Annotated in this window: 15 protein-coding genes, 1 pseudogene and 1 riboswitch; of the genes and pseudogenes, 10 read left to right on the top strand and 6 right to left on the bottom strand. The window is 70.9% G+C overall.

All coding sequences use genetic code 11. The features are described 5' to 3' along the window. Positions 1 to 95 precede the first annotated feature (95 nt). Both BN1197_RS08260 and metA (BN1197_RS08255) read left to right on the top strand, forming a co-directional pair. Positions 96 to 989: an SGNH/GDSL hydrolase family protein gene (locus tag BN1197_RS08260; RefSeq protein WP_095999880.1), complete on the top strand. Its 894-nt coding sequence runs from the start codon at positions 96 to 98 to the stop codon at positions 987 to 989. 208 nt (positions 990 to 1,197) lie between these two features. Beyond that, complete coding sequence (gene metA, locus BN1197_RS08255) at positions 1,198 to 2,142, top strand: homoserine O-acetyltransferase MetA (RefSeq protein ID WP_040158307.1); 945 nt, start codon at positions 1,198 to 1,200, stop codon at positions 2,140 to 2,142. 59 nt (positions 2,143 to 2,201) lie between these two features. Here metA (BN1197_RS08255) and BN1197_RS08250 read toward each other — a convergent pair. Then, positions 2,202 to 2,411: pseudogene (locus BN1197_RS08250) on the bottom strand (IS256 family transposase); the annotation flags it as partial. Positions 2,412 to 2,892: 481 nt separating this feature from the next. Here BN1197_RS08250 and metA (BN1197_RS08240) point away from each other — a divergent pair. Continuing rightward, on the top strand, positions 2,893 to 3,837 hold the full coding sequence (gene metA, locus BN1197_RS08240) for a homoserine O-acetyltransferase MetA (RefSeq protein WP_040158307.1): 945 nt from the start codon (positions 2,893 to 2,895) through the stop codon (positions 3,835 to 3,837). Positions 3,838 to 3,896: 59 nt separating this feature from the next. On the opposite strand, the gene BN1197_RS08235 is transcribed toward metA (BN1197_RS08240), so the two are convergent. Then, the gene (locus BN1197_RS08235; protein WP_040158305.1) at positions 3,897 to 5,174 is read right to left on the bottom strand and encodes an IS256 family transposase; all 1,278 of its coding nucleotides are present in this window, start codon (positions 5,172 to 5,174) and stop codon (positions 3,897 to 3,899) included. Between the two features lie 297 nt (positions 5,175 to 5,471). Further along, a complete protein-coding gene (locus BN1197_RS08230; protein ID WP_040158303.1) occupies positions 5,472 to 6,917 on the bottom strand; it encodes a hypothetical protein in 1,446 nt (481 codons plus the stop codon). A gap of 78 nt (positions 6,918 to 6,995) precedes the next feature. Here BN1197_RS08230 and BN1197_RS08225 point away from each other — a divergent pair, with 78 nt between their 5' ends. The 5 genes from BN1197_RS08225 to pgm all read left to right on the top strand — a co-directional run bounded on the left by BN1197_RS08225 (position 6,996) and on the right by pgm (position 13,229). Continuing rightward, a complete protein-coding gene (locus BN1197_RS08225) occupies positions 6,996 to 8,051 on the top strand; it encodes a CobW family GTP-binding protein (protein ID WP_040158301.1) in 1,056 nt (351 codons plus the stop codon). A 16-nt stretch (positions 8,052 to 8,067) separates the two neighbouring features. Beyond that, positions 8,068 to 8,179: riboswitch (TPP riboswitch) on the top strand. A gap of 74 nt (positions 8,180 to 8,253) precedes the next feature. After that, positions 8,254 to 10,104: a phosphomethylpyrimidine synthase ThiC gene (gene thiC / locus BN1197_RS08220; RefSeq protein WP_095999878.1), complete on the top strand. Its 1,851-nt coding sequence runs from the start codon at positions 8,254 to 8,256 to the stop codon at positions 10,102 to 10,104. Positions 10,105 to 10,185: 81 nt separating this feature from the next. Beyond that, a complete protein-coding gene (locus tag BN1197_RS08215) occupies positions 10,186 to 11,277 on the top strand; it encodes a hypothetical protein (RefSeq protein WP_040158299.1) in 1,092 nt (363 codons plus the stop codon). Next, a complete protein-coding gene (locus BN1197_RS08210; protein WP_040158297.1) occupies positions 11,274 to 11,501 on the top strand; it encodes a hypothetical protein in 228 nt (75 codons plus the stop codon). Before BN1197_RS08215 ends, BN1197_RS08210 begins: the two co-directional genes overlap by 4 nt. A gap of 63 nt (positions 11,502 to 11,564) precedes the next feature. Beyond that, on the top strand, positions 11,565 to 13,229 hold the full coding sequence (pgm, locus tag BN1197_RS08205; protein ID WP_040158295.1) for a phosphoglucomutase (alpha-D-glucose-1,6-bisphosphate-dependent): 1,665 nt from the start codon (positions 11,565 to 11,567) through the stop codon (positions 13,227 to 13,229). 149 nt (positions 13,230 to 13,378) lie between these two features. On the opposite strand, the gene BN1197_RS08200 is transcribed toward pgm, so the two are convergent. Genes BN1197_RS08200 through BN1197_RS08190 form a run of 3 tightly spaced genes read right to left on the bottom strand, consistent with a single transcriptional unit; the run spans position 13,379 to position 16,307 of the window. Continuing rightward, the gene (locus BN1197_RS08200) at positions 13,379 to 14,209 is read right to left on the bottom strand and encodes an ABC transporter ATP-binding protein (protein WP_217991173.1); all 831 of its coding nucleotides are present in this window, start codon (positions 14,207 to 14,209) and stop codon (positions 13,379 to 13,381) included. Continuing rightward, positions 14,202 to 15,203 carry an ABC transporter substrate-binding protein gene (locus BN1197_RS08195; protein WP_040158293.1) on the bottom strand — a complete coding sequence of 334 codons (1,002 nt, stop codon included), beginning with the start codon at positions 15,201 to 15,203 and terminating at the stop codon, positions 14,202 to 14,204. Before BN1197_RS08195 ends, BN1197_RS08200 begins: the two co-directional genes overlap by 8 nt. A gap of 42 nt (positions 15,204 to 15,245) precedes the next feature. Then, entirely contained in the window at positions 15,246 to 16,307 is a 1,062-nt protein-coding gene (locus BN1197_RS08190) for a FecCD family ABC transporter permease (protein ID WP_052466253.1), read from the bottom strand. Positions 16,308 to 16,334: 27 nt separating this feature from the next. On the opposite strand from BN1197_RS08190, the gene BN1197_RS08185 reads away from it, so the two are divergent. Both BN1197_RS08185 and BN1197_RS08180 read left to right on the top strand, forming a co-directional pair. Next, on the top strand, positions 16,335 to 18,125 hold the full coding sequence (locus BN1197_RS08185; RefSeq protein WP_040158290.1) for an ATP-binding cassette domain-containing protein: 1,791 nt from the start codon (positions 16,335 to 16,337) through the stop codon (positions 18,123 to 18,125). Continuing rightward, positions 18,122 to 20,008: an amino acid ABC transporter ATP-binding/permease protein gene (locus BN1197_RS08180; protein WP_040158288.1), complete on the top strand. Its 1,887-nt coding sequence runs from the start codon at positions 18,122 to 18,124 to the stop codon at positions 20,006 to 20,008. Before BN1197_RS08185 ends, BN1197_RS08180 begins: the two co-directional genes overlap by 4 nt. The last annotated feature ends 102 nt before the right edge of the window (positions 20,009 to 20,110 follow it).

Genomic DNA, 20,110 nt, shown 5'->3' with positions numbered 1-20,110 from the left:
CCATCCCATCTTCCGTGTCGGGGCCGCGGCGGTCGTGCTGTGGCGGCGGTCGCGCTCTGGTGGCGACCGTTGTACCCGCTGGTAGCCTGTGCCTCGTGGAGACACGGACCTGGGAACGTTTTGTCGCCGTGGGTGATTCGTTCACCGAGGGACTCATGGATCCCTCCCCCGACCAGCCGGGCGCCTTCGCCGGCTGGGCCGACCGCCTCGCCGCGTACCTCGCGGCCCACAACGCGCAGGCAGGCGCCGAGTTCGGCTACGCCAACCTCGCGATCCGCGGCCGGCTCATCGCCGATGTCGCCGGGCCGCAGGTCGACGCCGCACTGGAGCTCACTCCCGACCTCGTGAGCTTCTGCGCGGGCGGCAACGACTGCCTGCGGGCCAAGGTGAGCATCGACGACGTCGTCGACCAGCTCGAGGACGCGGTCATCCGTATCAAGGAGACGGGGGCCGACGTGCTGCTCGTCACCTCCCCCAACGTGAGCGAGTCCCCGATCGTGGGTCGCGTCAACCCGCGCATGGCGGAGTTCACGGCGGGGCTGTGGGGCGTCGCGAGTCGGCACGAGTGCTACGTGCTCGACCTGTGGAACCTGCGGCCGCTGCGCGATCCGCGCATGTGGGCCGAGGACCGCATCCACTTCTCCCCCGAGGGGCACGCCCGCATCGCCGCGCAGGCCGCCTACACGCTCGGCGTGAGTGAGGACGCGGAGTCGTGGCGGGAGCCGTTGCCCGCCGCCTCGCCGTTGTCGCGGTGGGAATCGCTCGCCGCCGACCGGGAGTGGGCCCGGACCCACCTGCGCCCGTGGATCGTTCGGCGCATCCGCGGACAGAGCTCGGGAGACGGCATCGCACCCAAGCGACCGCGCATCGCGCCGCTCACGCTCGAACCCGAGCAGGGTGGCGAGCGCGAGCGGGGTGGTGAGCGCGAGCAGGGTGACGGGCACGAGCCAGGCGGATCGACGCGCCCTGGCCCGTCGGCCCCCGCCTGAGTCGCCCGACCCCGCCGAGACAGCCGTCGTTTCCGGCACCCCTCGACCCTGCGCGGAGTCGGAGGCGCGACGAGGTGAGGACCGGTCCTTTGCGCCTTCCCCCGGCCCACCAGGCGAACTCCCCGGAGGGCGACGAGCCGCGCCCACTATCGTGGCGACGGCTTCACGGCCACGAGGCCACACCGACCGCTCGATCCGGAGACACCACGTGCCCGTCAACATTCCGCACTCTCTGCCCGCCCGGCGCACCCTGGCGGAGGAGAACATCTTCGTCATGTCGCGCGAGCGCGCGGATCATCAGGACATCCGGCCGCTGTCCATCGCGATCCTCAACCTCATGCCCACGAAGATCGCGACCGAGACCCAGTTGTTGCGGCTGCTCGGCAACACGGCGATGCAGGTCGAGATCACTCTGCTGACGATGCGCACCCACGAGTCACGCAACACGGCCCCCGAGCACCTCGACGCGTTCTACCGCAGCTTCGACGACGTGCGCGACGAGACGTTCGACGGGCTCATCATCACCGGCGCACCGGTCGAGAAGCTCCGGTTCGAAGAGGTCGACTACTGGCCCGAGCTGTGTGAGCTGCTCGACTGGAGCCGGACGAACGTGTGGTCGACGATGCACGTCTGCTGGGGCGCGCAGGCCGCGTTGTACCGGTACTTCGGCATCGACAAGGTCGAGCTCGACGCCAAGATGTTCGGGGTGTTCGAGCACGACGTCCTCGCCCCGAGGGCCCGGATCGTCAGCGGGTTCGACGAGACGTTCTTCGCCCCCCACTCCCGGCACACCGGCACGCGTATCGCCGACGTCGAGGCCGAGCCGGCTCTCGAGGTCATCGCCACCTCCGACGAGGCCGGGCTCTACCTCGCCGCGAGCCGCGACGGCCGACAGATCTACGTCACCGGTCACCCCGAGTACGACGCCGACACACTGGCCGGCGAGTACGAACGCGACATCGCCCAGGGCAGGCAGATCGAGGTGCCGCGCCGCTACTTCCCCCACGACGACCCCACGCAGCGGCCGCGGCAGTCGTGGCGCTCCCACGGCTTCCTGCTCTACGCCAACTGGCTCAACTACAGCGTCTACCAGCGCACCCCGTTCGACCGCACGACGATCACGGCCGGCAGCCTCTCCGACGACGAGGACTGACGAGGAGCGCCTAGGAGCACCCAGGAGGGAGTAATTGTCAAGACCTGTGGATCGGTGGGTTACGCGGCGTGAGCGTCGGGGCTTGATTCGTCGGGTCGTTCGACGAGGACGCCTTTGTCGAACTTCGCGCCGGCGCGGACGAGGGCGACGAGGTGGGGCGCGTTCACGGCCCGCCACCGGGATTGTGCGGACTGGATGAGCTTGAACGCCATCGCGACTCCGGCGGCGCGGGAGCCGGGGCCCTTGGTGACCCGCTGCCGCAGCCGGACNGGGAGCCGTTGCCCGCCGCCTCGCCGTTGTCGCGGTGGGAATCGCTCGCCGCCGACCGGGAGTGGGCCCGGACCCACCTGCGCCCGTGGATCGTTCGGCGCATCCGCGGACAGAGCTCGGGAGACGGCATCGCACCCAAGCGACCGCGCATCGCGCCGCTCACGCTCGAACCCGAGCAGGGTGGCGAGCGCGAGCGGGGTGGTGAGCGCGAGCAGGGTGACGGGCACGAGCCAGGCGGATCGACGCGCCCTGGCCCGTCGGCCCCCGCCTGAGTCGCCCGACCCCGCCGAGACAGCCGTCGTTTCCGGCACCCCTCGACCCTGCGCGGAGTCGGAGGCGCGACGAGGTGAGGACCGGTCCTTTGCGCCTTCCCCCGGCCCACCAGGCGAACTCCCCGGAGGGCGACGAGCCGCGCCCACTATCGTGGCGACGGCTTCACGGCCACGAGGCCACACCGACCGCTCGATCCGGAGACACCACGTGCCCGTCAACATTCCGCACTCTCTGCCCGCCCGGCGCACCCTGGCGGAGGAGAACATCTTCGTCATGTCGCGCGAGCGCGCGGATCATCAGGACATCCGGCCGCTGTCCATCGCGATCCTCAACCTCATGCCCACGAAGATCGCGACCGAGACCCAGTTGTTGCGGCTGCTCGGCAACACGGCGATGCAGGTCGAGATCACTCTGCTGACGATGCGCACCCACGAGTCACGCAACACGGCCCCCGAGCACCTCGACGCGTTCTACCGCAGCTTCGACGACGTGCGCGACGAGACGTTCGACGGGCTCATCATCACCGGCGCACCGGTCGAGAAGCTCCGGTTCGAAGAGGTCGACTACTGGCCCGAGCTGTGTGAGCTGCTCGACTGGAGCCGGACGAACGTGTGGTCGACGATGCACGTCTGCTGGGGCGCGCAGGCCGCGTTGTACCGGTACTTCGGCATCGACAAGGTCGAGCTCGACGCCAAGATGTTCGGGGTGTTCGAGCACGACGTCCTCGCCCCGAGGGCCCGGATCGTCAGCGGGTTCGACGAGACGTTCTTCGCCCCCCACTCCCGGCACACCGGCACGCGTATCGCCGACGTCGAGGCCGAGCCGGCTCTCGAGGTCATCGCCACCTCCGACGAGGCCGGGCTCTACCTCGCCGCGAGCCGCGACGGCCGACAGATCTACGTCACCGGTCACCCCGAGTACGACGCCGACACACTGGCCGGCGAGTACGAACGCGACATCGCCCAGGGCAGGCAGATCGAGGTGCCGCGCCGCTACTTCCCCCACGACGACCCCACGCAGCGGCCGCGGCAGTCGTGGCGCTCCCACGGCTTCCTGCTCTACGCCAACTGGCTCAACTACAGCGTCTACCAGCGCACCCCGTTCGACCGCACGACGATCACGGCCGGCAGCCTCTCCGACGACGAGGACTGACGAGGAGCGCCTAGGAGCACCCAGGAGGGAGTAATTGTCAAGACCTGTGGATCGGTGGGTTACGCGGCGTGAGCGTCGGGGCTTGATTCGTCGGGTCGTTCGACGAGGACGCCTTTGTCGAACTTCGCGCCGGCGCGGACGAGGGCGACGAGGTGGGGCGCGTTCACGGCCCGCCACCGGGATTGTGCGGACTGGATGAGCTTGAACGCCATCGCGACTCCGGCGGCGCGGGAGCCGGGGCCCTTGGTGACCCGCTGCCGCAGCCGGACGGTGGCGAACGTGCTCTCGATCGGGTTCGTGGTCCGTAGGTGGATCCAGTGTTCGGCCGGATAGTCGTAGAACGCCAGGAGCTCCTCGAGGTCCTGGGTGATCTTCGCGGCGGCCTTGGGCCACTTGGCCCCGTAGTCCGCGGCGAACCGTCGGGCCGCCTTCTCGGCATGGGCGCGGTCTTCGGCGTTCCAGATCTCACCGAGTGCGGCCTTCGCGCCCGCCTGGGCCGACTTCGGCAACGTGTTCAACACGTTGCCGATCTTGTGGAACCAGCACCTCTGCTCACGCGTTTCGGGCCACACCTGGCCTAGCGCGGCCCAGAACCCCAGCGCGCCGTCCCCGATGGCCAGCACCGGCGCCCTCATGCCGCGGTCATGGACCGAGCGCAGCAGGTCCAGCCATGACTCTGTCGACTCCCGATGGCCGTCGTCGAGGGCGATGAGCTCCTTGGTGCCATCGGCACGCACCCCGATCATCACCAACAGACACACCCGGTCGGCCTCGAGGCGAACCTTGAGATGGATGCCGTCGACCCACACGTACACGAAGTCGGTCCCGGTCAAGGACCTTTGGGTGAACGCGGCGGCCTCGGCCTGCCAGTCCTTGACCAGCCGGGTGATCGTCGCTGCCGACAGGCCATGGCTGGTGCCGAGGAACTGCTCCAACGCCGGCACGAAATCCGACGTGGACAGTCCATGCAGGTACAGCAGCGGCAACACCTCGGCGACCTGCGGGGACTTACGGCACCAGGCCGGCAGGATCGCCGAGGAGAACCGGCGACGTTCCCCAGTGGCAGGATCGACGCGCTTGTCGTTCACCCGCGGTTGCCGGACCGCCACAGCGCCCGCGGCCGTGGTCACCTCCCGCGGCTCGTGGTAGCCGTTGCGGACCACCAAACGGCGCCCGTTCTCGTCCACGTCTTCGGCGTGAGCTTCGATGTAGGCGGCGACCTCGGCCTGCAACGCTGTCGCCAGCATCTTCCTTGCGCCTTCGCGGGCGAGTTCATCCAACAGCGACCCGCCACCGGCGGCGTTGGTCGTCGTCTCGTCCTGGACTACGGTGAGCATGAGCGCACCTTTCTGAACCAGCGCGCCAACGCCGGTCCTGATCAGAGTTCTGTTACGACAAGATCATCCTCGGGAAGGTGCGCTCCACCACGCCCACCCGCCGAGAGCCATCCACAGGTTCTGATCATTGCTCCCCAGGAGGACCGAGGAGGACCGAGGCGTGCCGAGGAACGCCGAGGAGGACGACGACGCGATCGGCCCCCCTCACGCTCGAACAGGCGGTTTCACCCTCTCGAACCGAATGAAAGTGCCTGTTCGAGCGGTCGGTGGCCGTGGTCCTCGTGGCGCGGCCGGCTCTCAGTGTTCGTGACCGGCGTGATCGTGGCCCTCAGTGTGGTCGTGACCTTCAGTGTGGTCGTGACCCTCAGTGTGGTCGTGACCCTCGGTGTGGTCGTGGCCCTCGTGCGCGTCGGCGGGCACCTCGGCCTTTCCGGTGGTGACGGCGATCTCGACGGGCGCGGCCGGCAGGTCGTAGGTCGTGACGACCTTTCGGGTCGCGAGGTCAACGACCGACATCTTCTTGTTCTCCGCGTCGGTGACGTAGGCCTTGGAACCGGCGACTTCGACGGCCGGTCCCGGCTCCTGCCAGTCCTCCTTCTCCTGCCAGGGCTCGATGACATCGATCGCGGCGGTCTGCTTTCCGGAGTCGACGTCGATCACGTGCAGCTTGCCGTCGTAGGTGAGCACGAGCCCCTCCCCCTGCGGGCCGCGCGCGAACGAGCGGAACCAGTACGGCGACTTCAGGTCGACGAGCCGGAGGGTGTCGGTGCGGGTGTCGATGAGCGAGATGCGCGTCGGCCGCTCGACCGGCTTCGCGTCCTTGTCGATCTTGTAGTCGCCGAGGACGATCGGGCTCTCCTCGTGCCCGAAGAGGTTGCCGCTGCGTGAGTACGCGTCCTTGACCGGCACCTTGTGGAACGCGCCGTCGCGGTAGACGACCGGGCCGTTCTCGCAGCCGAAGGCCAGCACGTCGCCCTTGGCCGTGGGCTCGGCGACGGCCTCGCCGTGCACGCCGGGGCAGTCGGTCGTCTCGGCGGTGGTCTTGCCGTCCTTGATGGCCTTGATCGTGTGGCGTTCGTCCTCGGTCCCCTCGGTGCGCACGAGGGTGTCGTCGGCGAGCTCAACCGCGACGCCGTGGTGCGGGGTGTCGGTCTTGTACTCGGTGATCTGGGGCTTGGCGCCCGCGATCTTCGTCGAGTCGAGGGCCTTGATCTCGCCGGTGCCGTCGGCGAAGAGCACCGTGCGGCCGTGATGAAGGACGACGTGCCCGGCGTGGGGCATCGCGTACGTCTTGGCGGTGAGACCCGGGATGTATTCGTAGTTGTGGTAGTGGTCGCCGTGCTTCTGGGCCTGGATGCCGGTGTCGTACACCCGGAACGTGTCGCCGTCGGCCACCATGACGTGCCGGCCGTCGCCGGCGTTGGCGAGGCGCAGGAACGCAGGGTGCTTCTTGTTCGCGACGACGACTCCGGAGTCCGCATCGAGCAGCGTGAGGCCTTCGGCGTGGGACATGAGCAGCCGCGGCTTCACGGTTGCCACCTCCTTCTCGTTCCCACCCGCATCCGAGTCGGCCACCGGACCCTGTTCGGCCGCCGAGCCCGTGGAGGCCGGCACGGCGGTGGGCGCCTGGCGCGCGGGTGCCGTGGGGGAACCGCCGCAGGCGGCGGTCGACGTGAGCGCGAGGACCGAGAGGGCCGCGAGCGTGCGGGAGCGAGACTTCTTGTCGAGAATCATTCCAATCATGGTCGCGATCGTACGTGATAATCCTTCTCATCTAGACGCCCGCCCGGTCGCGCCCTCCGTCATGGCACCGTGGGGCCCATGTCTTCTTCCCGCGTGCCGGTCATCGTCCTCTCCGGGAGCCTCGGCTCGGGCAAGACGACGCTGCTCAACCATCTGTTGCGACAGGGAGTCGGGCGCGTCGGCGTCGTCATCAACGACTTCGGCGACGTCAACGTCGACGCGTTCCTCGTCGAGGGCCACGTCGACGCGACGGCGACGATCTCGGGTGGATGCCTGTGCTGCCTCTCGGATCCGAGCGAGCTCGACGACACGCTCGCGTCACTCTCGGCACCGGCTCTCGACCTCGACGTCATCATCGTCGAGGCCTCCGGACTCGCCGAGCCGCGCGAGCTCGCGCGGATGATCCTCGCGAGCTCGGTTCGGCGAATCCGGTTCGGTGGCGTCGTCGAGCTGCTCGACGCCACGCTGTGGCTCGACGAGCCCTCAGCCGGCAGCACGCGTGACGCGCTGCCGATCGCGCTCGACCACCTGCAGGTCGCCTCCCTGCTCGTCGTCAACAAGACCGACAGTCTCGACGAGGCCTCCGGCGCGCTTCGCCGGCTCGACGAGACGCTCGCACGCCACGCCCCCGGCACACCGGTCGTGCGGACGACCTTCGGGCGAGTCGACCCGGCGATGCTCTTCGACGCCGCGGACCGCGAGGAGCCCACCGGGCAGCTCTCGTTCACCGACCTGCTTCGAGAGTCGGTCGCAGGGCACGACCATCACGCCCACGACCATCACGACCACGCCCACCACGCCTTTACCTCGGTCAGCGTGGAGTCCCCCCTCCCGGTGTCCCCGCGCGACCTCGTGGCGTTCCTCGAGAACCGGCCGGCCGGAGTGTTCCGCGTCAAGGGCCGCACGTGGATCGACCTGCCGGGTCACCGGCGGCAGTACCTCGTGCAGGGCGTGGGCGGATGGCTCGCGTTCGAGCGGCGTCCCTGGCCGGACGGGCAGGACCCTTGCACGCAACTCGTCGCGATCGGGACGGGGATGGACGACGCCGAGGTCGAGTCCGCGATCCGCGCCTGCCTCACCGCCGAGCGCGTTCCGGCCGATCACGTGCACGCGATGAGCCGCTACACGCGCTGAGCGCCGCTACGATGGGCGGACCGACCACGGGTGCCTGCGGCAGCGGGCTGAGATGGGGCTGAGGCCGCCCCGGACCGTCACACCTGATCCGGGTCATGCCGGCGGAGGGACTGTCGTGGTGGGCGTTCGATCGTGTCACCGATCGCCGTATCCATCTCGCCGCACCCGGCCCGCGCGGCCCGGCCGAGCGGAAGCGAGAGTCATGACGACCACGCCCACGAGCACGAACACCACGAGCACCACCGGCATCACCGGCGAGAGCGCTCCCGAGCACTCCCCGATCCACGCCGAGCACCTGACCACGGTGCATCCGGCGCACACCCGTGTCGAGACCGAGGTGACGGCGCCCGGCGGGGAGCGCCTGCGGGTTCCGGTCACGCGGGTCGCACTGACGAACGGCGAGTCGTTCGACCGGTACTCGACCTCCGGCCCCGGCTCCGTGCCCGAGCAGGGCCTCGCCCCGATGCGCCAGGCGTGGATCGAGGCGCGGGAGGACGTCGAGGCGTACTCCGGACGTGAGCGCGACCTGCTGGACGACGGCCGCTCCGCGATGCGCCGCGGTGCGGCATCTCAGGAATGGCGCGGCGAACGACGCCGACCGTTGCGCGCGAAGGACGGCCGGCGCGTCACCCAGATGCACTACGCACGCCGGGGCGTCGTCACGCCCGAGATGGCGTTCGTCGCCGCGCGCGAGGGCTGCGACCCCGAGCAGGTGCGCGAGGCCGTCGCTTCGGGCCGGGCGATCATCCCCGCCAACGTCAACCACCCCGAGAGCGAGCCGATGATCATCGGCCGCGACTTCCTCGTCAAGGTCAACGCCAACATCGGCAACTCGGCGGTGACGAGCTCGATCGCCGAGGAGGTCGACAAGCTCACGTGGGCCGTCACGTGGGGCGCCGACACGCTCATGGATCTGTCGACCGGCGACGACATCCACACGACGCGCGAGTGGATCATCCGCAACTCCCCCGTGCCCATCGGCACCGTGCCGATCTACCAGGCGCTCGAGAAGGTCGACGGCCGGTCCGAGGCGCTGACGTGGGAGATCTTCAGGGACACCGTGATCGAGCAATGTGAGCAGGGCGTCGACTACATGACGATCCACGCCGGGGTGCTGCTGCGGTACGTGCCGCTCACCGCCGACCGGGTGACGGGCATCGTCAGCCGAGGCGGCTCGATCATGGCGGGCTGGTGCCTGGCGCATCACCGAGAGAGCTTTCTCTACGAGCACTTCGACGAGCTGTGCGAGATCTTCGCGCGCTACGACGTCGCGTTCAGCCTCGGCGACGGGCTGCGGCCGGGATCGGTGGCCGACGCCAACGACGAGGCCCAACTCGCGGAGCTGCGCACCCTCGCCGAGCTCACGCAGCGCGCGTGGGAGTACGACGTGCAGGTCATGGTCGAAGGGCCGGGTCACGTGCCGCTCGACCTCGTCGCCGAGAACGTCGAGCTGCAGCAGGACTGGTGCCACGGCGCCCCGTTCTACACGCTCGGTCCGCTGGTCACCGACATCGCACCCGGCTACGACCACATCACCTCGGCCATCGGTGCGACGAACATCGCGTGGAAGGGCACGGCGATGCTCTGCTACGTCACTCCCAAGGAGCACCTCGGGCTGCCCGACCGCGACGATGTCAAGACCGGTGTCATCACGTACAAGATCGCGGCGCACGCCGCCGACGTCGCCAAGGCGCATCCCCACGCGCGCGCCTGGGACGACGCGATGAGTCGCGCCCGGTTCGAGTTCCGCTGGCACGACCAGTTCGCGCTGTCGCTCGACCCCGTGACCGCGCAGGCGTACCACGACGAGACCCTGCCGGCCGAGCCGGCGAAGACCGCGCACTTCTGCTCGATGTGCGGACCCAAGTTCTGCTCGATGCGTATCAGCGCCGACATCCGGCAGAAGTACGGCGCGGCCCGTGGTGAGACAGAAGAGACCGGCGATCTCACCGACGACTCCGTCATCGAGGAGGGCATGCGGGAGAAGTCGAAGGAATTCGTCGAACTCGGCGCGAGCGTCTACCTCACGCCGGAGGAGGCCACGCGAGCGTGACGCAGCCGTGGTGACCGTGCGACGATCTCGTTCAACGGGCAGAACCGCCAGTCGTGTCTGCGTGACGATGCGGAGGGCGACATGACCATCCGCACGCTGCGCCCGGTCGAGCCGGGCGACCTGGCGTGGATCGAGGAGTCGTGGCCTGCCGATGCCCGCGGCGCGCCGCGACGTCCCGCAACCTTCGCGGCGGGGGTCGCCATCCCACACGGCCACTCACCCGACGGTGGGCCCACCACGGTGCAGGCCGGCCATCTCCGACGCGCTCTGCTGGCGCGGTCGGGACCGACCGCGAACGGCGTCCGCGGCTTCTACGGAGGTGGGTTCGACGAACCGTGGGACCCCCCACTGGATGTCGCGGTGGCCGTGGACAGGGATGTGCGCTACCGCTTCGTCGCCGGCACCCTCGCCGACCTGACGGCGCCGTGGTGGGACGAAGCCCTCGCCGGGGAGTTCCGGTGCTTCCTCTGGCCTGCAGACCGGTCCTGGCTGCTGTACGCGAGCCCCGATCTGCCGACCGGTTTCGTGTTCGGCGACGACGCCCTCGCCGCGAGCCTGCTCGCGACGCCGGGCTTGGCTGCGCGCCCCTTGGCTGCATCGAACGGAGAGGGCTTCTCCCCTCCCGTGGTACGTCCTCCCACTGATGGCGAGTGGTTCGCGCCCGACCGCGCCGAACTGGCGTGGGTCGTCGACGCCCACCCGAGCACCTGGATCTACACAGAGGCCGGAGTGCGGCACGGTGCCTTCGGTCGCGCCGTCGCGATCCCCCATCACGATCGACCGGGCGACCGGCCCACGTCGCGACAACGGGAGGCCGTGCGGCGCTGCCTGCTGGAGCGAACCCCGGCGTCGGCGGCAGCGACCCGGGGGTTCGGTGACGCCACCGGCGCCGTCTGGCAGCCTCCCGTCACGACTCACGTCGAGCCCATCGCCACGCGGTTCGTCGGTGGCCGGCTCGGTGACCTCCTCACCCCTTGGTGGGATCAGGAGATGGACTGGGAGTGGATTCGGTTCCTGTGGCCCGCCGACCGATCCTGGCTCGTCGAGCGTGGGGTCACCGATCGAGCCACCCTCATCGGGGGCGACGATCCCCTGATCGCGGCTCTGCTCGCCGACCCGCATACCCATGCCACCCTCACCCGGGACGAGCCGGCCCGACGCAACCACCCGTGACGCCCTCACCCGTCCCACGGTTCGTGGGCGCGGACGACGGCGATGCCATCGACGCGGGGCTCTCCCTGGCCCGGGTCCGCCTCTTCATCGCCTCCGACGAGGCGGGTCGGGCCGCGCTGCTGCATCGGCATCGCGAGGATCTCGCCCGGCGAATGGCCCTCGCGGACGCCACCGTGGATGGGCCCGCAACCCTCTCCCGACGGGAGTTGCCCTCCTGCCTGTGACTTCTCGGGCGGCGATCGGGCTTCACCTCACCGCGCCGGTCCGGGGACTGCCAGGATGGGGGCATGAACGACTCACGCGCCGGTAAGCCCGCCCAGCCGTCCGATCTCGTGGACGTCCCCCACCTCGTCACCGCGTACTACGCGTTCACGCCCGACCCCGAGAACGTCGACCAACAGGTCAGTTTCGGCACCTCGGGCCACCGCGGTTCGAGCCTGAAGACGGCGTTCAACGAGCATCACATCCTCGCGACGACGCAGGCGATCGTCGACTACCGCACCGAGCAGGGTTTCGACGGGCCGCTGTTCATCGGGCGCGACACCCACGGACTCTCCGAGCCGGCGTGGGTCAGCGCGATCGAGGTGCTCGTCGCGAACGGGGTGCGGGTGCTCGTCGACGCCGAGGACCGCTACACGCCGACCCCCGCGGTGAGCCACGCGATCCTGCGGGCGAACAAGGGCAAGATCGGTGGGGTCGACGACCTGCCGGCGCACTCCGGGCTCGCCGACGGCATCGTCGTCACCCCGAGCCACAACCCGCCGACCGACGGCGGGTTCAAGTACAACCCGCCCCACGGCGGCCCGGCCGACACCGACGCGACGACGTGGATCGCCGACAAGGCCAACGAGTACCTGCGGGCGGGGCTCGAGGGCGTGCAGCGGCTCCCGTTCGCGCAGGCCAAGGAGAAGTGCGAGCCGTACGAGTTCAAGCGCATCTACGTCGAGGACCTCGAGAACGTCATCGACATGGCTGCGATCAAGAAGGCGGGCGTGAAGGTCGGCGCCGACCCGCTCGGCGGCGCGTCGGTCGACTACTGGCAGGCCATCGCCGACCACTACGGACTCGACCTCACGGTCGTCAACCCGCTCGTCGACCCGACCTGGAGGTTCATGACGCTGGACTGGGACGAGAAGATCCGCATGGACTGCTCGTCGCCGTGGGCGATGGCGAGCCTCATCGCGCAGAAGGACACCTACGACATCGCGACGGGCAACGACGCCGACGCCGACCGGCACGGCATCGTCACTCCCGACGGCGGTTTGCTGAACCCCAACCACTACCTCTCGGTCGCGATCGAGTACCTGTTCGGCGGGGCACGTCCGCAGTGGCCGGCCGACGGGTTCGTCGGCAAGACCCTCGTGTCGAGCTCGATGATCGACCGCGTCGCCGGTGATCTCGGGCGCCGGCTCGTCGAGGTGCCTGTCGGGTTCAAGTGGTTCGTGCCCGGGCTGCTCGACGGCTCTGGCCCGTTCGGTGGCGAGGAGTCGGCGGGCGCGTCGTTCCTGCGCATGGACGGCACGGTGTGGACCACCGACAAGGACGGCATCATCCTCGCCCTGCTCGCGAGCGAGATCCAGGCCACGACCGGCAAGAGCCCTTCGCAGCACTACGCCGAGCTGGTCGCCAAGCACGGCGAGCCCGCGTACGCCCGGGTCGACGCCCCGGCGAACCGCGAGCAGAAGGCGCGACTCAAGAAGCTGTCGGCCGCCGATGTATCGGCACAAGAACTCGCGGGCGAGCCGATCACGGCGATCCTCACCGAGGCCCCGGGCAACGGAGCCCCGATCGGCGGGGTCAAGGTCGTCACCGAGTCGGCGTGGTTCGCGGCCCGCCCGAGCGGCACCGAGGACGTCTACAAGATCTACGCGGAGTCGTTCAAGGGTCGCGAGCACCTCGCGCAGGTGCAGCAGGAGGCGAAGGAGGTCGTCTTGGCGGCGCTGGGGGGCTGATCGTCGAGCGACGCGGGGGTCCTCCCCGGTCGGGGGCGCCTCCGCATGATGGAAGACGGGATGGCAGCAGACGTGGGGTGATCACCCCAGCCTCGCTGCCATCCCGTCTTCCACGTCAGGTGACCCGCCGCCGCGTCGGGAGGCCGGCGTCATCGGCCGAGGACGAGATGCGGCCGGTCCGCGAGATCGAGGCGGCGCGCCCGCACGCCGTAGACCTGCTCGACCCGCGCGGGGTCGAGCACCTCCCCCGGCGTCCCTGCGGCCACGATCCGACCGGCATCGAGCATGACGACGCGGTCGCAGAAGGCTGCCGCCAGATCGAGGTCATGGAGGACGACGAGCACCGTCTCGGGGCCGTCGTGCAACAGACCGAGCACGTGCTGCTGGTGCGCGACGTCGAGATGATTGGTCGGCTCGTCGAGCACGAGCGTGTCGGCCCCCTGCGCGAGCGCCCGCGCGATGAGCACCCGTTGACGTTCTCCGCCCGACATCGCATCGAGGCGGCGGTCGGCGAGCCCGGTCAACCCCATCCGTTCGAGGACGACCTCGACGGCGTGCGCGTCCCCGCGGGTCGTGCGCTCCCAGTCGCGCCGCAGACAGGCACGGCCGAGGGTGAGGATCTGCCGGGCGGTGAACGGTGCGTCGCCGTTCTCGACCTGGCCCACGTAGGCGACGCGGCGCGCGCGGTCGCGATCGCGGACCTCGCCCAGGTCGATCCCATCGAGCCTGGCCACGCCCTCGTCGGGTCGCGCGAGCCCGGCGAGAACTCGCAGCAGGCTCGTCTTGCCGCTGCCGTTGGGACCGACGAGCCCCGTGGTCGCCCCGGCCACGACGCGCAGATCGGCGCGCTGCACGGCAGTCGTCGTGCCGTGACGCACGGTGACGCCGATCGCCTCAAGACGGGCGCTCGGCGCACGGGTTCGCGTCGTCGCGGCGGCCACGGCCGTGCCGGATTTGCCGGACTCATCGGGCTCAGGCACCGGTCACCGCATCCGCCACGGCCTTCAGCGCCTCGACGACCCGCGGGGACGGCGCACTGGAGTCACTGGGAACGAGGATGATCCGGTCGTTCTTCACCGCCGAGAGGGTGGCGGCGCCCTTCTCGGCGCGGAACTTGGCCTCGGCCGCCTCCTTGCTCTCGCCGTAGCCCCCATAGCTGAGGACGATCCAGTCCGGGTCCTGCGCGAGCAGGGCCTCGGGGCTCGTCTCGACGTAGGTCTTCTTCTGCGAGGCGAAGACGTTGGTCAGGCCGGTGCGGGCGAGGACGTCATGGGCGATGCCCGTCCCCCCGTACGCCGAGAGGGGATCGGTTGCGCCGAAGTAGTAGACCCAGGCGGCCGTGCCCGAGCCCTTGCGGGTGGTGAGTCGCTCGATCTCCGCCTCGAGCCCGGCCGCGGACTTCTCCGCGACCTCCGAGGTGCCGAACACCGTGCCGAGACGGCGGACGTCGGCGGGGACGACGTCGATCCCCAGCCCAGGTCCGGAGTCGCCGGTGTCGTGGCCACATTCCCCCTGGACGGTGAGCAGGGTGATCCCCGCCTTCGACAGGTCGGACGGCTCGGCCTCGAACAGCCCGTAGCCGACGACCGTGTCCGCGCCGGAGTCGAGGATCGCCTCCGCCTTGGGGTCCGCGGGGTCGAGGATCGTCGACGACGTGGGAGGCGTGCGTAGTCCGGGCGGCAGTTCCGCGCCGAACTCGCCGGAGCGGGCGACGATCCGGTCGGAGGCGCCCGCGGCGTCGAGCAGCCCGACGGCCGCCTGACCGATCGTCAGCACCTTACGGGGAGCCTCCTCGACCGTCACCGTCGTGCCGCAGTCGTCGACCGTCATCGGATAGTTGCCGGAGGCGGGGGTACTCGTGCCGCCGCTCGCATTCTCGGTGGCGACGGGCGTGGCGCCGCACGCACACAGCGAGCCGGTCAGGGCAAGGGTCGCGGCGAGTGCGCCGATCCGGGCGTAGGTGGTGGGGGCCATCGGGGTCTCCTTGGGTGGTTGAAGCGACGACATGGGCGACGGTCAGGGACGCTCGCCCTGGCGGCGGACGAGGACCATGAGCAGGGGCGTGCCGAGGAGCGCGGTGAGCACGCCCAGTGGCAGTTCGCGAGGGGCGAGGACCGTGCGGGCCAGGGTGTCGCCGACGACGATGACGAGAGCCCCCAGCAGGGCGCACGTCGGCAGCAGCACCCGGTGGGAGGCACCGACGAGGCTCCGGGTGAGGTGGGGCACGACGAGCCCGACGAACCCGACGGCGCCGCTCACGGCGACAGCGGCCGCGACCCCGATCGCGGTGATCGCGGTGGCCTGGACGCGCAGACGCCCGGGGTCCGTGCCGAGGCTACGGGCGACGTCGTCGCCGAGGGAGATCGCGTCGAGCCGGCGCGCGATGAGCGTGAGCGCGGCAAGCATCCCGAGCACGACGAGCGCAAGCACGGGCAGGTGGGTCCAGTCGGCGCGGGCCAGCGAGCCGAGGGTCCAGAACATGATCGCCCGCACGGTGTCGCGGTCGCCGGCGACGGAGACGACGAGGTTCGTCACGGCCGAGAGGAAGAACGAGACGACGAGCCCGGCGAGCACGAGGTGATGGACGGCGACGGCGCCCCTTCGCCCGGTGAGCAGGAGCAGGAGCACGACCGCGAGGCAGGCGCCGAGGAACGCACCGCCGACGAGGGTCACCCCGCCGAGCGCGGCGCCGAGACCGAGGGCGATGACACCGGCCGCGCCGAGGCCGGCGCCCGAGGAGACACCGAGCAGGTAGGGATCGGCGAGCACGTTGCGCACGAGCGCCTGCAGGGTGGCGCCCCCCACCGACAGCGCCGCTCCCACGAGCGCGCCGACGAGCACGCGTGGCATCCGCAGCTCCCAGACGATCGCCTGCTGCCGCGCGGTGAGGGGGTCGGATCCGACGCCCATCCGAGCAGCCACGGACGCCCAGATCTCGCCCGCGCCGAGGTCGGCGGCCCCGGAGGCGATCGCATACAGGCAGGCCAGGACGAGAGCAATCGGCAGGACGATCATCGTCGCCGCCGCCCGGACCCCGGTGTTGACCCTGCCCGCGACACCGCTTAGCGTCTGCTGCACTTGATAATCAATATCACCTAGGACGCGATGATTCACCTCCGACTCTTCCGGCTCCTGGGCTCCCGCCCGCGGGCGATCGTCGTGACCGCGACGCTCGCGGCGATCGGTGTGCTGCTCGGCGCGACGTTCGTCGCCCAGGCCCTGCTGATGGCGCAGGTCTTCGGCGGGATCGTCGGCGCGTGGGGCCGCGACCCCGCCGACCTCGGCGCCCGCGTCGCCCCCTGGCTCGCCGGTCTCCTCGCGGTGCTCGTTGCCCGGCCCACCCTCGTCGCGCTGCGCGAGCTCGCCGCCGCCCGACTCATGACGCGGGTCAAGCTCACGCTGCGGGCCGACCTCGCCGAGGCCCTCGTGCGACGCTCCGCCGCCGACGTCCGCGGGCGGACGGGCGCCGACCACGCGCTCGTCGTCGACGGGGTCGAGAATCTCGATCCGTACCTCTCCCGCTACCTTCCTCAGCAGGTCACCGTGCTCGTCACCTGCCTCGTCGTCGGCGCGGTGCTCATCGCCGTCGACCCCCTCGTTGGTGTGGTCACCGTGGCCGCCGTACTCGTCCTCCCCCTCCTGCCCCGGCTCTGGGATCGCGCGCTCGCCGCTCGCGGGGCGGACCACTGGGACGCCTACGGGCGCATGCACGCCGAGTTCCTCGACTCGATGACGGGGATGACGACGCTCGTCCTCGCCGGCGCCGACGCGCGGCGACAGGAGACCCTCGAGGGCGCCTCCCGCTCACTGCTCGACCGCACGCTCGGGCAACTGCGCCTCTCGCTCGTCGAGTCCGGCCTCTCGGCCTTCGCCCTGTCGGCGGTCCCGGTCGTCGCGCTCGCCGCGGCGCTGGGCCGCGGGCTCGCGCCGACGGTCGTCTTCGCCCTCGTCATGCTCTCGACCGAGCTCGTCCGCCCCCTGCGCGACCTCGCGAACCACTGGCACGCCGGCTACGCGGGCACCTACTCCGGCCGGCAGATCCTCGACGTGCTCGATGCCGCGTCGCCGCACGGCTGCTGGACACCCGGGGCCGCGCGACTCGACACGCTGTCCCGGCCCCCGCGCGCCTGCGCGAGGATCGACGGCGTCGGGCTCACCCTCACCTACCCGGGGGGCGACGCCGCCGCCCTCTCCGAGGTCGACCTGCGCCTGACGTCCGGTATGAACGCCGTCGTCGGGATCAGCGGATCGGGCAAGTCGACGCTGGCCGCGATCCTCTCCGGCCTGCTCGTGCCGCAGGAGGGGACCGTGCTCGTCGACGGCGCCCCCGTCTCCGCAGCCGATCTGCTCTCCCTCGTCGCCACCGTTCCCCAGGACCCGGCGCTGTTCGCCGGCACGGTCGCCGACAACATCGCACTCGGCGACGCGTCGTCGGACTCGCAGGCCCACCTCGCATCGGGCGACGTCTCGGCGGATGACGCCGCCGGGGACGACGACGTCTCGGTGTGCGCCCGGCTCGCCGGGATCGGCACCGACGACCCGACCTTCGACCTGCACACGCAGGCCGGGGAGCGCGGCGGCCTGCTCTCCGGCGGCCAGCGCCAGCGCGTCGCCATCGCACGCGCCCTGCGCCAGGACCGGCCCGTCCTCGTCCTCGACGAGGCGACCTCGGCGCTCGACCTGCGCAGCGAGGCCGCTCTCGTCGCCCGCCTCGCCACGCACCGCTCCGACCGGATCGTCCTCGTCGTCACCCACCGGCTCGGCTCACTGGGGGGCTCCGACCGGGTGCACGTCCTCGCCGACGGGCGGCTCGTCGAGTCCGGCCTCGCCGCCGACCTGCGCCGCGCCGACGGCGGCTTCGCCCGGCTCGCCGGTGTGACGGAGGTGCCCGCGTGAGCCTCGTCGCGCCGCCCCGGTCGGTCGGCGCCCTCGTGCGCCCGCTCGTCGATCTGGGTGTCCACCTGCGGGCTGACCGCGCACTGTTCGTGCAGGTCATCGTAGTGGAGGTCGCGTCCGGGCTCGCGGTCGTCACCGCCGCCGTGCTCGGGGCCCGCGGTGCGACCGCCGTGGCGACGGGCGATCCCCGTGCCGTCGCGGTCATCGTCGCGCTCACCGTGGCCGTCATGCTCGTCGGCGTGTTCGGCTGGGCCGACATGTGGCTTGCGCACGTGCTCGCCTACCGCGTCATCGACTCCGTGCGCGCCGAGCTGCACCGGGCCCTGCGCCGCCTCGTCCCCTTCGGACTCCGACGGCGCCGCTCGGGTGAGGTCGCCGCGGCCGCGATGTCGGACGCCGAGGCCCTCGAGTGGTTCTACGCCCACACGGTCGCGCAATGGGTCGCCTCGTCGATCGTCGCGGTCGTCGTGTCGGCCGTCGCCGTCGGGTGGCTCGGTCCCGTCGGGCTGCTCGTCCCTGCCGGACAGCTCCTGCTCGTCGCCGTCCCGGTGCTCACCGCGGTGCCGGCGGCGCGGCAGGGGGCACGCCTGCGGCACACCGTCTCCGAACTGTCGGCCGTGGCCGTCGAGGCGCGCCACAGCGCCCGCGAGATCGTTCTTCTCGGGCTGCTCGGGCGACATCACGAGCAGATCCGCCGGGGCACGTCCGACGTGCAGTCCGCGCGGCGCGCCATCGCGCTGCGGCTCGCCGGGGAGCAGGCCGCGACCGAGTTCGTCGCTGCGCTCGTCACCATCGGTGTGCTCGTCGGGTGCACCGCACGCGTGGCCACCGGAGACCTCGCCCCGCAGGATCTCCCACCGGCGACCGCCCTCGCCGGTGCGGGACTCGTCTGCATCGTCATCGCCACGGCCGGAATCCAGCGCCTCGGCGAGATGTCGGCTGCCGCCTCCCGGATCGTCGGGATCGTCACGGCCTCTCCTGCGAGCCGTGACGACGCCACCGCCGAGGGTGTCGGACGCGACGTCGTCCCCCACGCAACAGGACGCGACGGCGGACGCGACGCCGCCCTCGCCGATCTCGTCGGACCGGGGCGCCTCGAGGTCGACCGCATCACCGTGCGCTATCCGGACACCGAACGCGACGTGCTGCACGATCTCTCGGCCGTCGTCGGCGCCGGCGAGCACGTGGCCGTCGTCGGCGCGAGCGGGGCCGGCAAGACGACGCTCGTCCACACACTGACGCGGCTCATCGACCCGGCAACCGGGTGCGTCCGGCTCGACGGACGCGATCTGGCGACCGTGTCCCGCGAGGCGACGCGCTCGGCGGTCGTCCTCGTCGAGCAGCGGCCGTACGTCTTTCGCACCACCGTGCGCGAGAACCTCGATCTCGCGGGCGTCGGTCACGGCGACGAGGCGATGTGGGCGGCGCTGCGCGACGTCGGCCTCGCCGGTCACGTGCGAGCACTGCCCGACGGGCTCGACACCGTCGTCGCCGAGGCGGGCCGATCCTGGTCGGGCGGGCAACGCCAACGCCTCGGGCTGGCCCGCGGGCTGCTCGCCGACCCCGTCGTCCTCGTCCTCGACGAGCCGACCGCCGACGTCGACGCGCTCACCGAGGCCGACCTGCTCGCCGCCCTCGACCGGCGACGCCGCGGTCGCACGACGGTCGTCGTCAGCCACCGCCCGACGACGATCGCCGGGTGCGAACGCGCCCTCTTCCTCGCCGGTGGGCGCATCGCCGCCACCGGCGCCCACGACGACCTGATGCGTACGGAGCCGCGGTACGCCGCGGTCCTCCACGACGGCGCGTCGGGGACACCCACGACCGACGAGCAGGAAGGAGGTGAACACGATGCCCACGATCCAGATGGTCGAGGTGCGTGAGGAGCGGTCCGAGCAGGCCGTCCTCGCCCCGAACTCGAACCACCACGGACACGTCGCGACCAGCTTCTCCTGGAGCTGAGCGTGATCGTCGACCCGGTGGGC

This window comes from Mobilicoccus massiliensis (assembly GCF_000826525.2).
In the GTDB taxonomy this organism is placed as follows: Bacteria; Actinomycetota; Actinomycetes; order Actinomycetales; family Dermatophilaceae; genus Mobilicoccus; species Mobilicoccus massiliensis.
Note: the sequence above shows the minus strand (reverse complement) of the source record. Positions and strands in the feature narration are given on the sequence as shown.

What these genes read in the sequence shown, in the direction of transcription:
- thiC (WP_095999878.1), top strand. Translation starts at nt 8,254, where the DNA reads ATGACGACCACGCCCACGAGCACGAACACCACGAGCACCACCGGCATC.
- BN1197_RS08235 (WP_040158305.1), bottom strand. Translation starts at nt 5,174, where the DNA reads ATGCTCACCGTAGTCCAGGACGAGACGACGACCAACGCCGCCGGTGGC.
- BN1197_RS08185 (WP_040158290.1), top strand. Translation starts at nt 16,335, where the DNA reads ATGATTCACCTCCGACTCTTCCGGCTCCTGGGCTCCCGCCCGCGGGCG.
- BN1197_RS08195 (WP_040158293.1), bottom strand. Translation starts at nt 15,203, where the DNA reads ATGGCCCCCACCACCTACGCCCGGATCGGCGCACTCGCCGCGACCCTT.
- BN1197_RS08230 (WP_040158303.1), bottom strand. Translation starts at nt 6,917, where the DNA reads ATGATTGGAATGATTCTCGACAAGAAGTCTCGCTCCCGCACGCTCGCG.
- BN1197_RS08225 (WP_040158301.1), top strand. Translation starts at nt 6,996, where the DNA reads ATGTCTTCTTCCCGCGTGCCGGTCATCGTCCTCTCCGGGAGCCTCGGC.
- BN1197_RS08215 (WP_040158299.1), top strand. Translation starts at nt 10,186, where the DNA reads ATGACCATCCGCACGCTGCGCCCGGTCGAGCCGGGCGACCTGGCGTGG.
- pgm (WP_040158295.1), top strand. Translation starts at nt 11,565, where the DNA reads ATGAACGACTCACGCGCCGGTAAGCCCGCCCAGCCGTCCGATCTCGTG.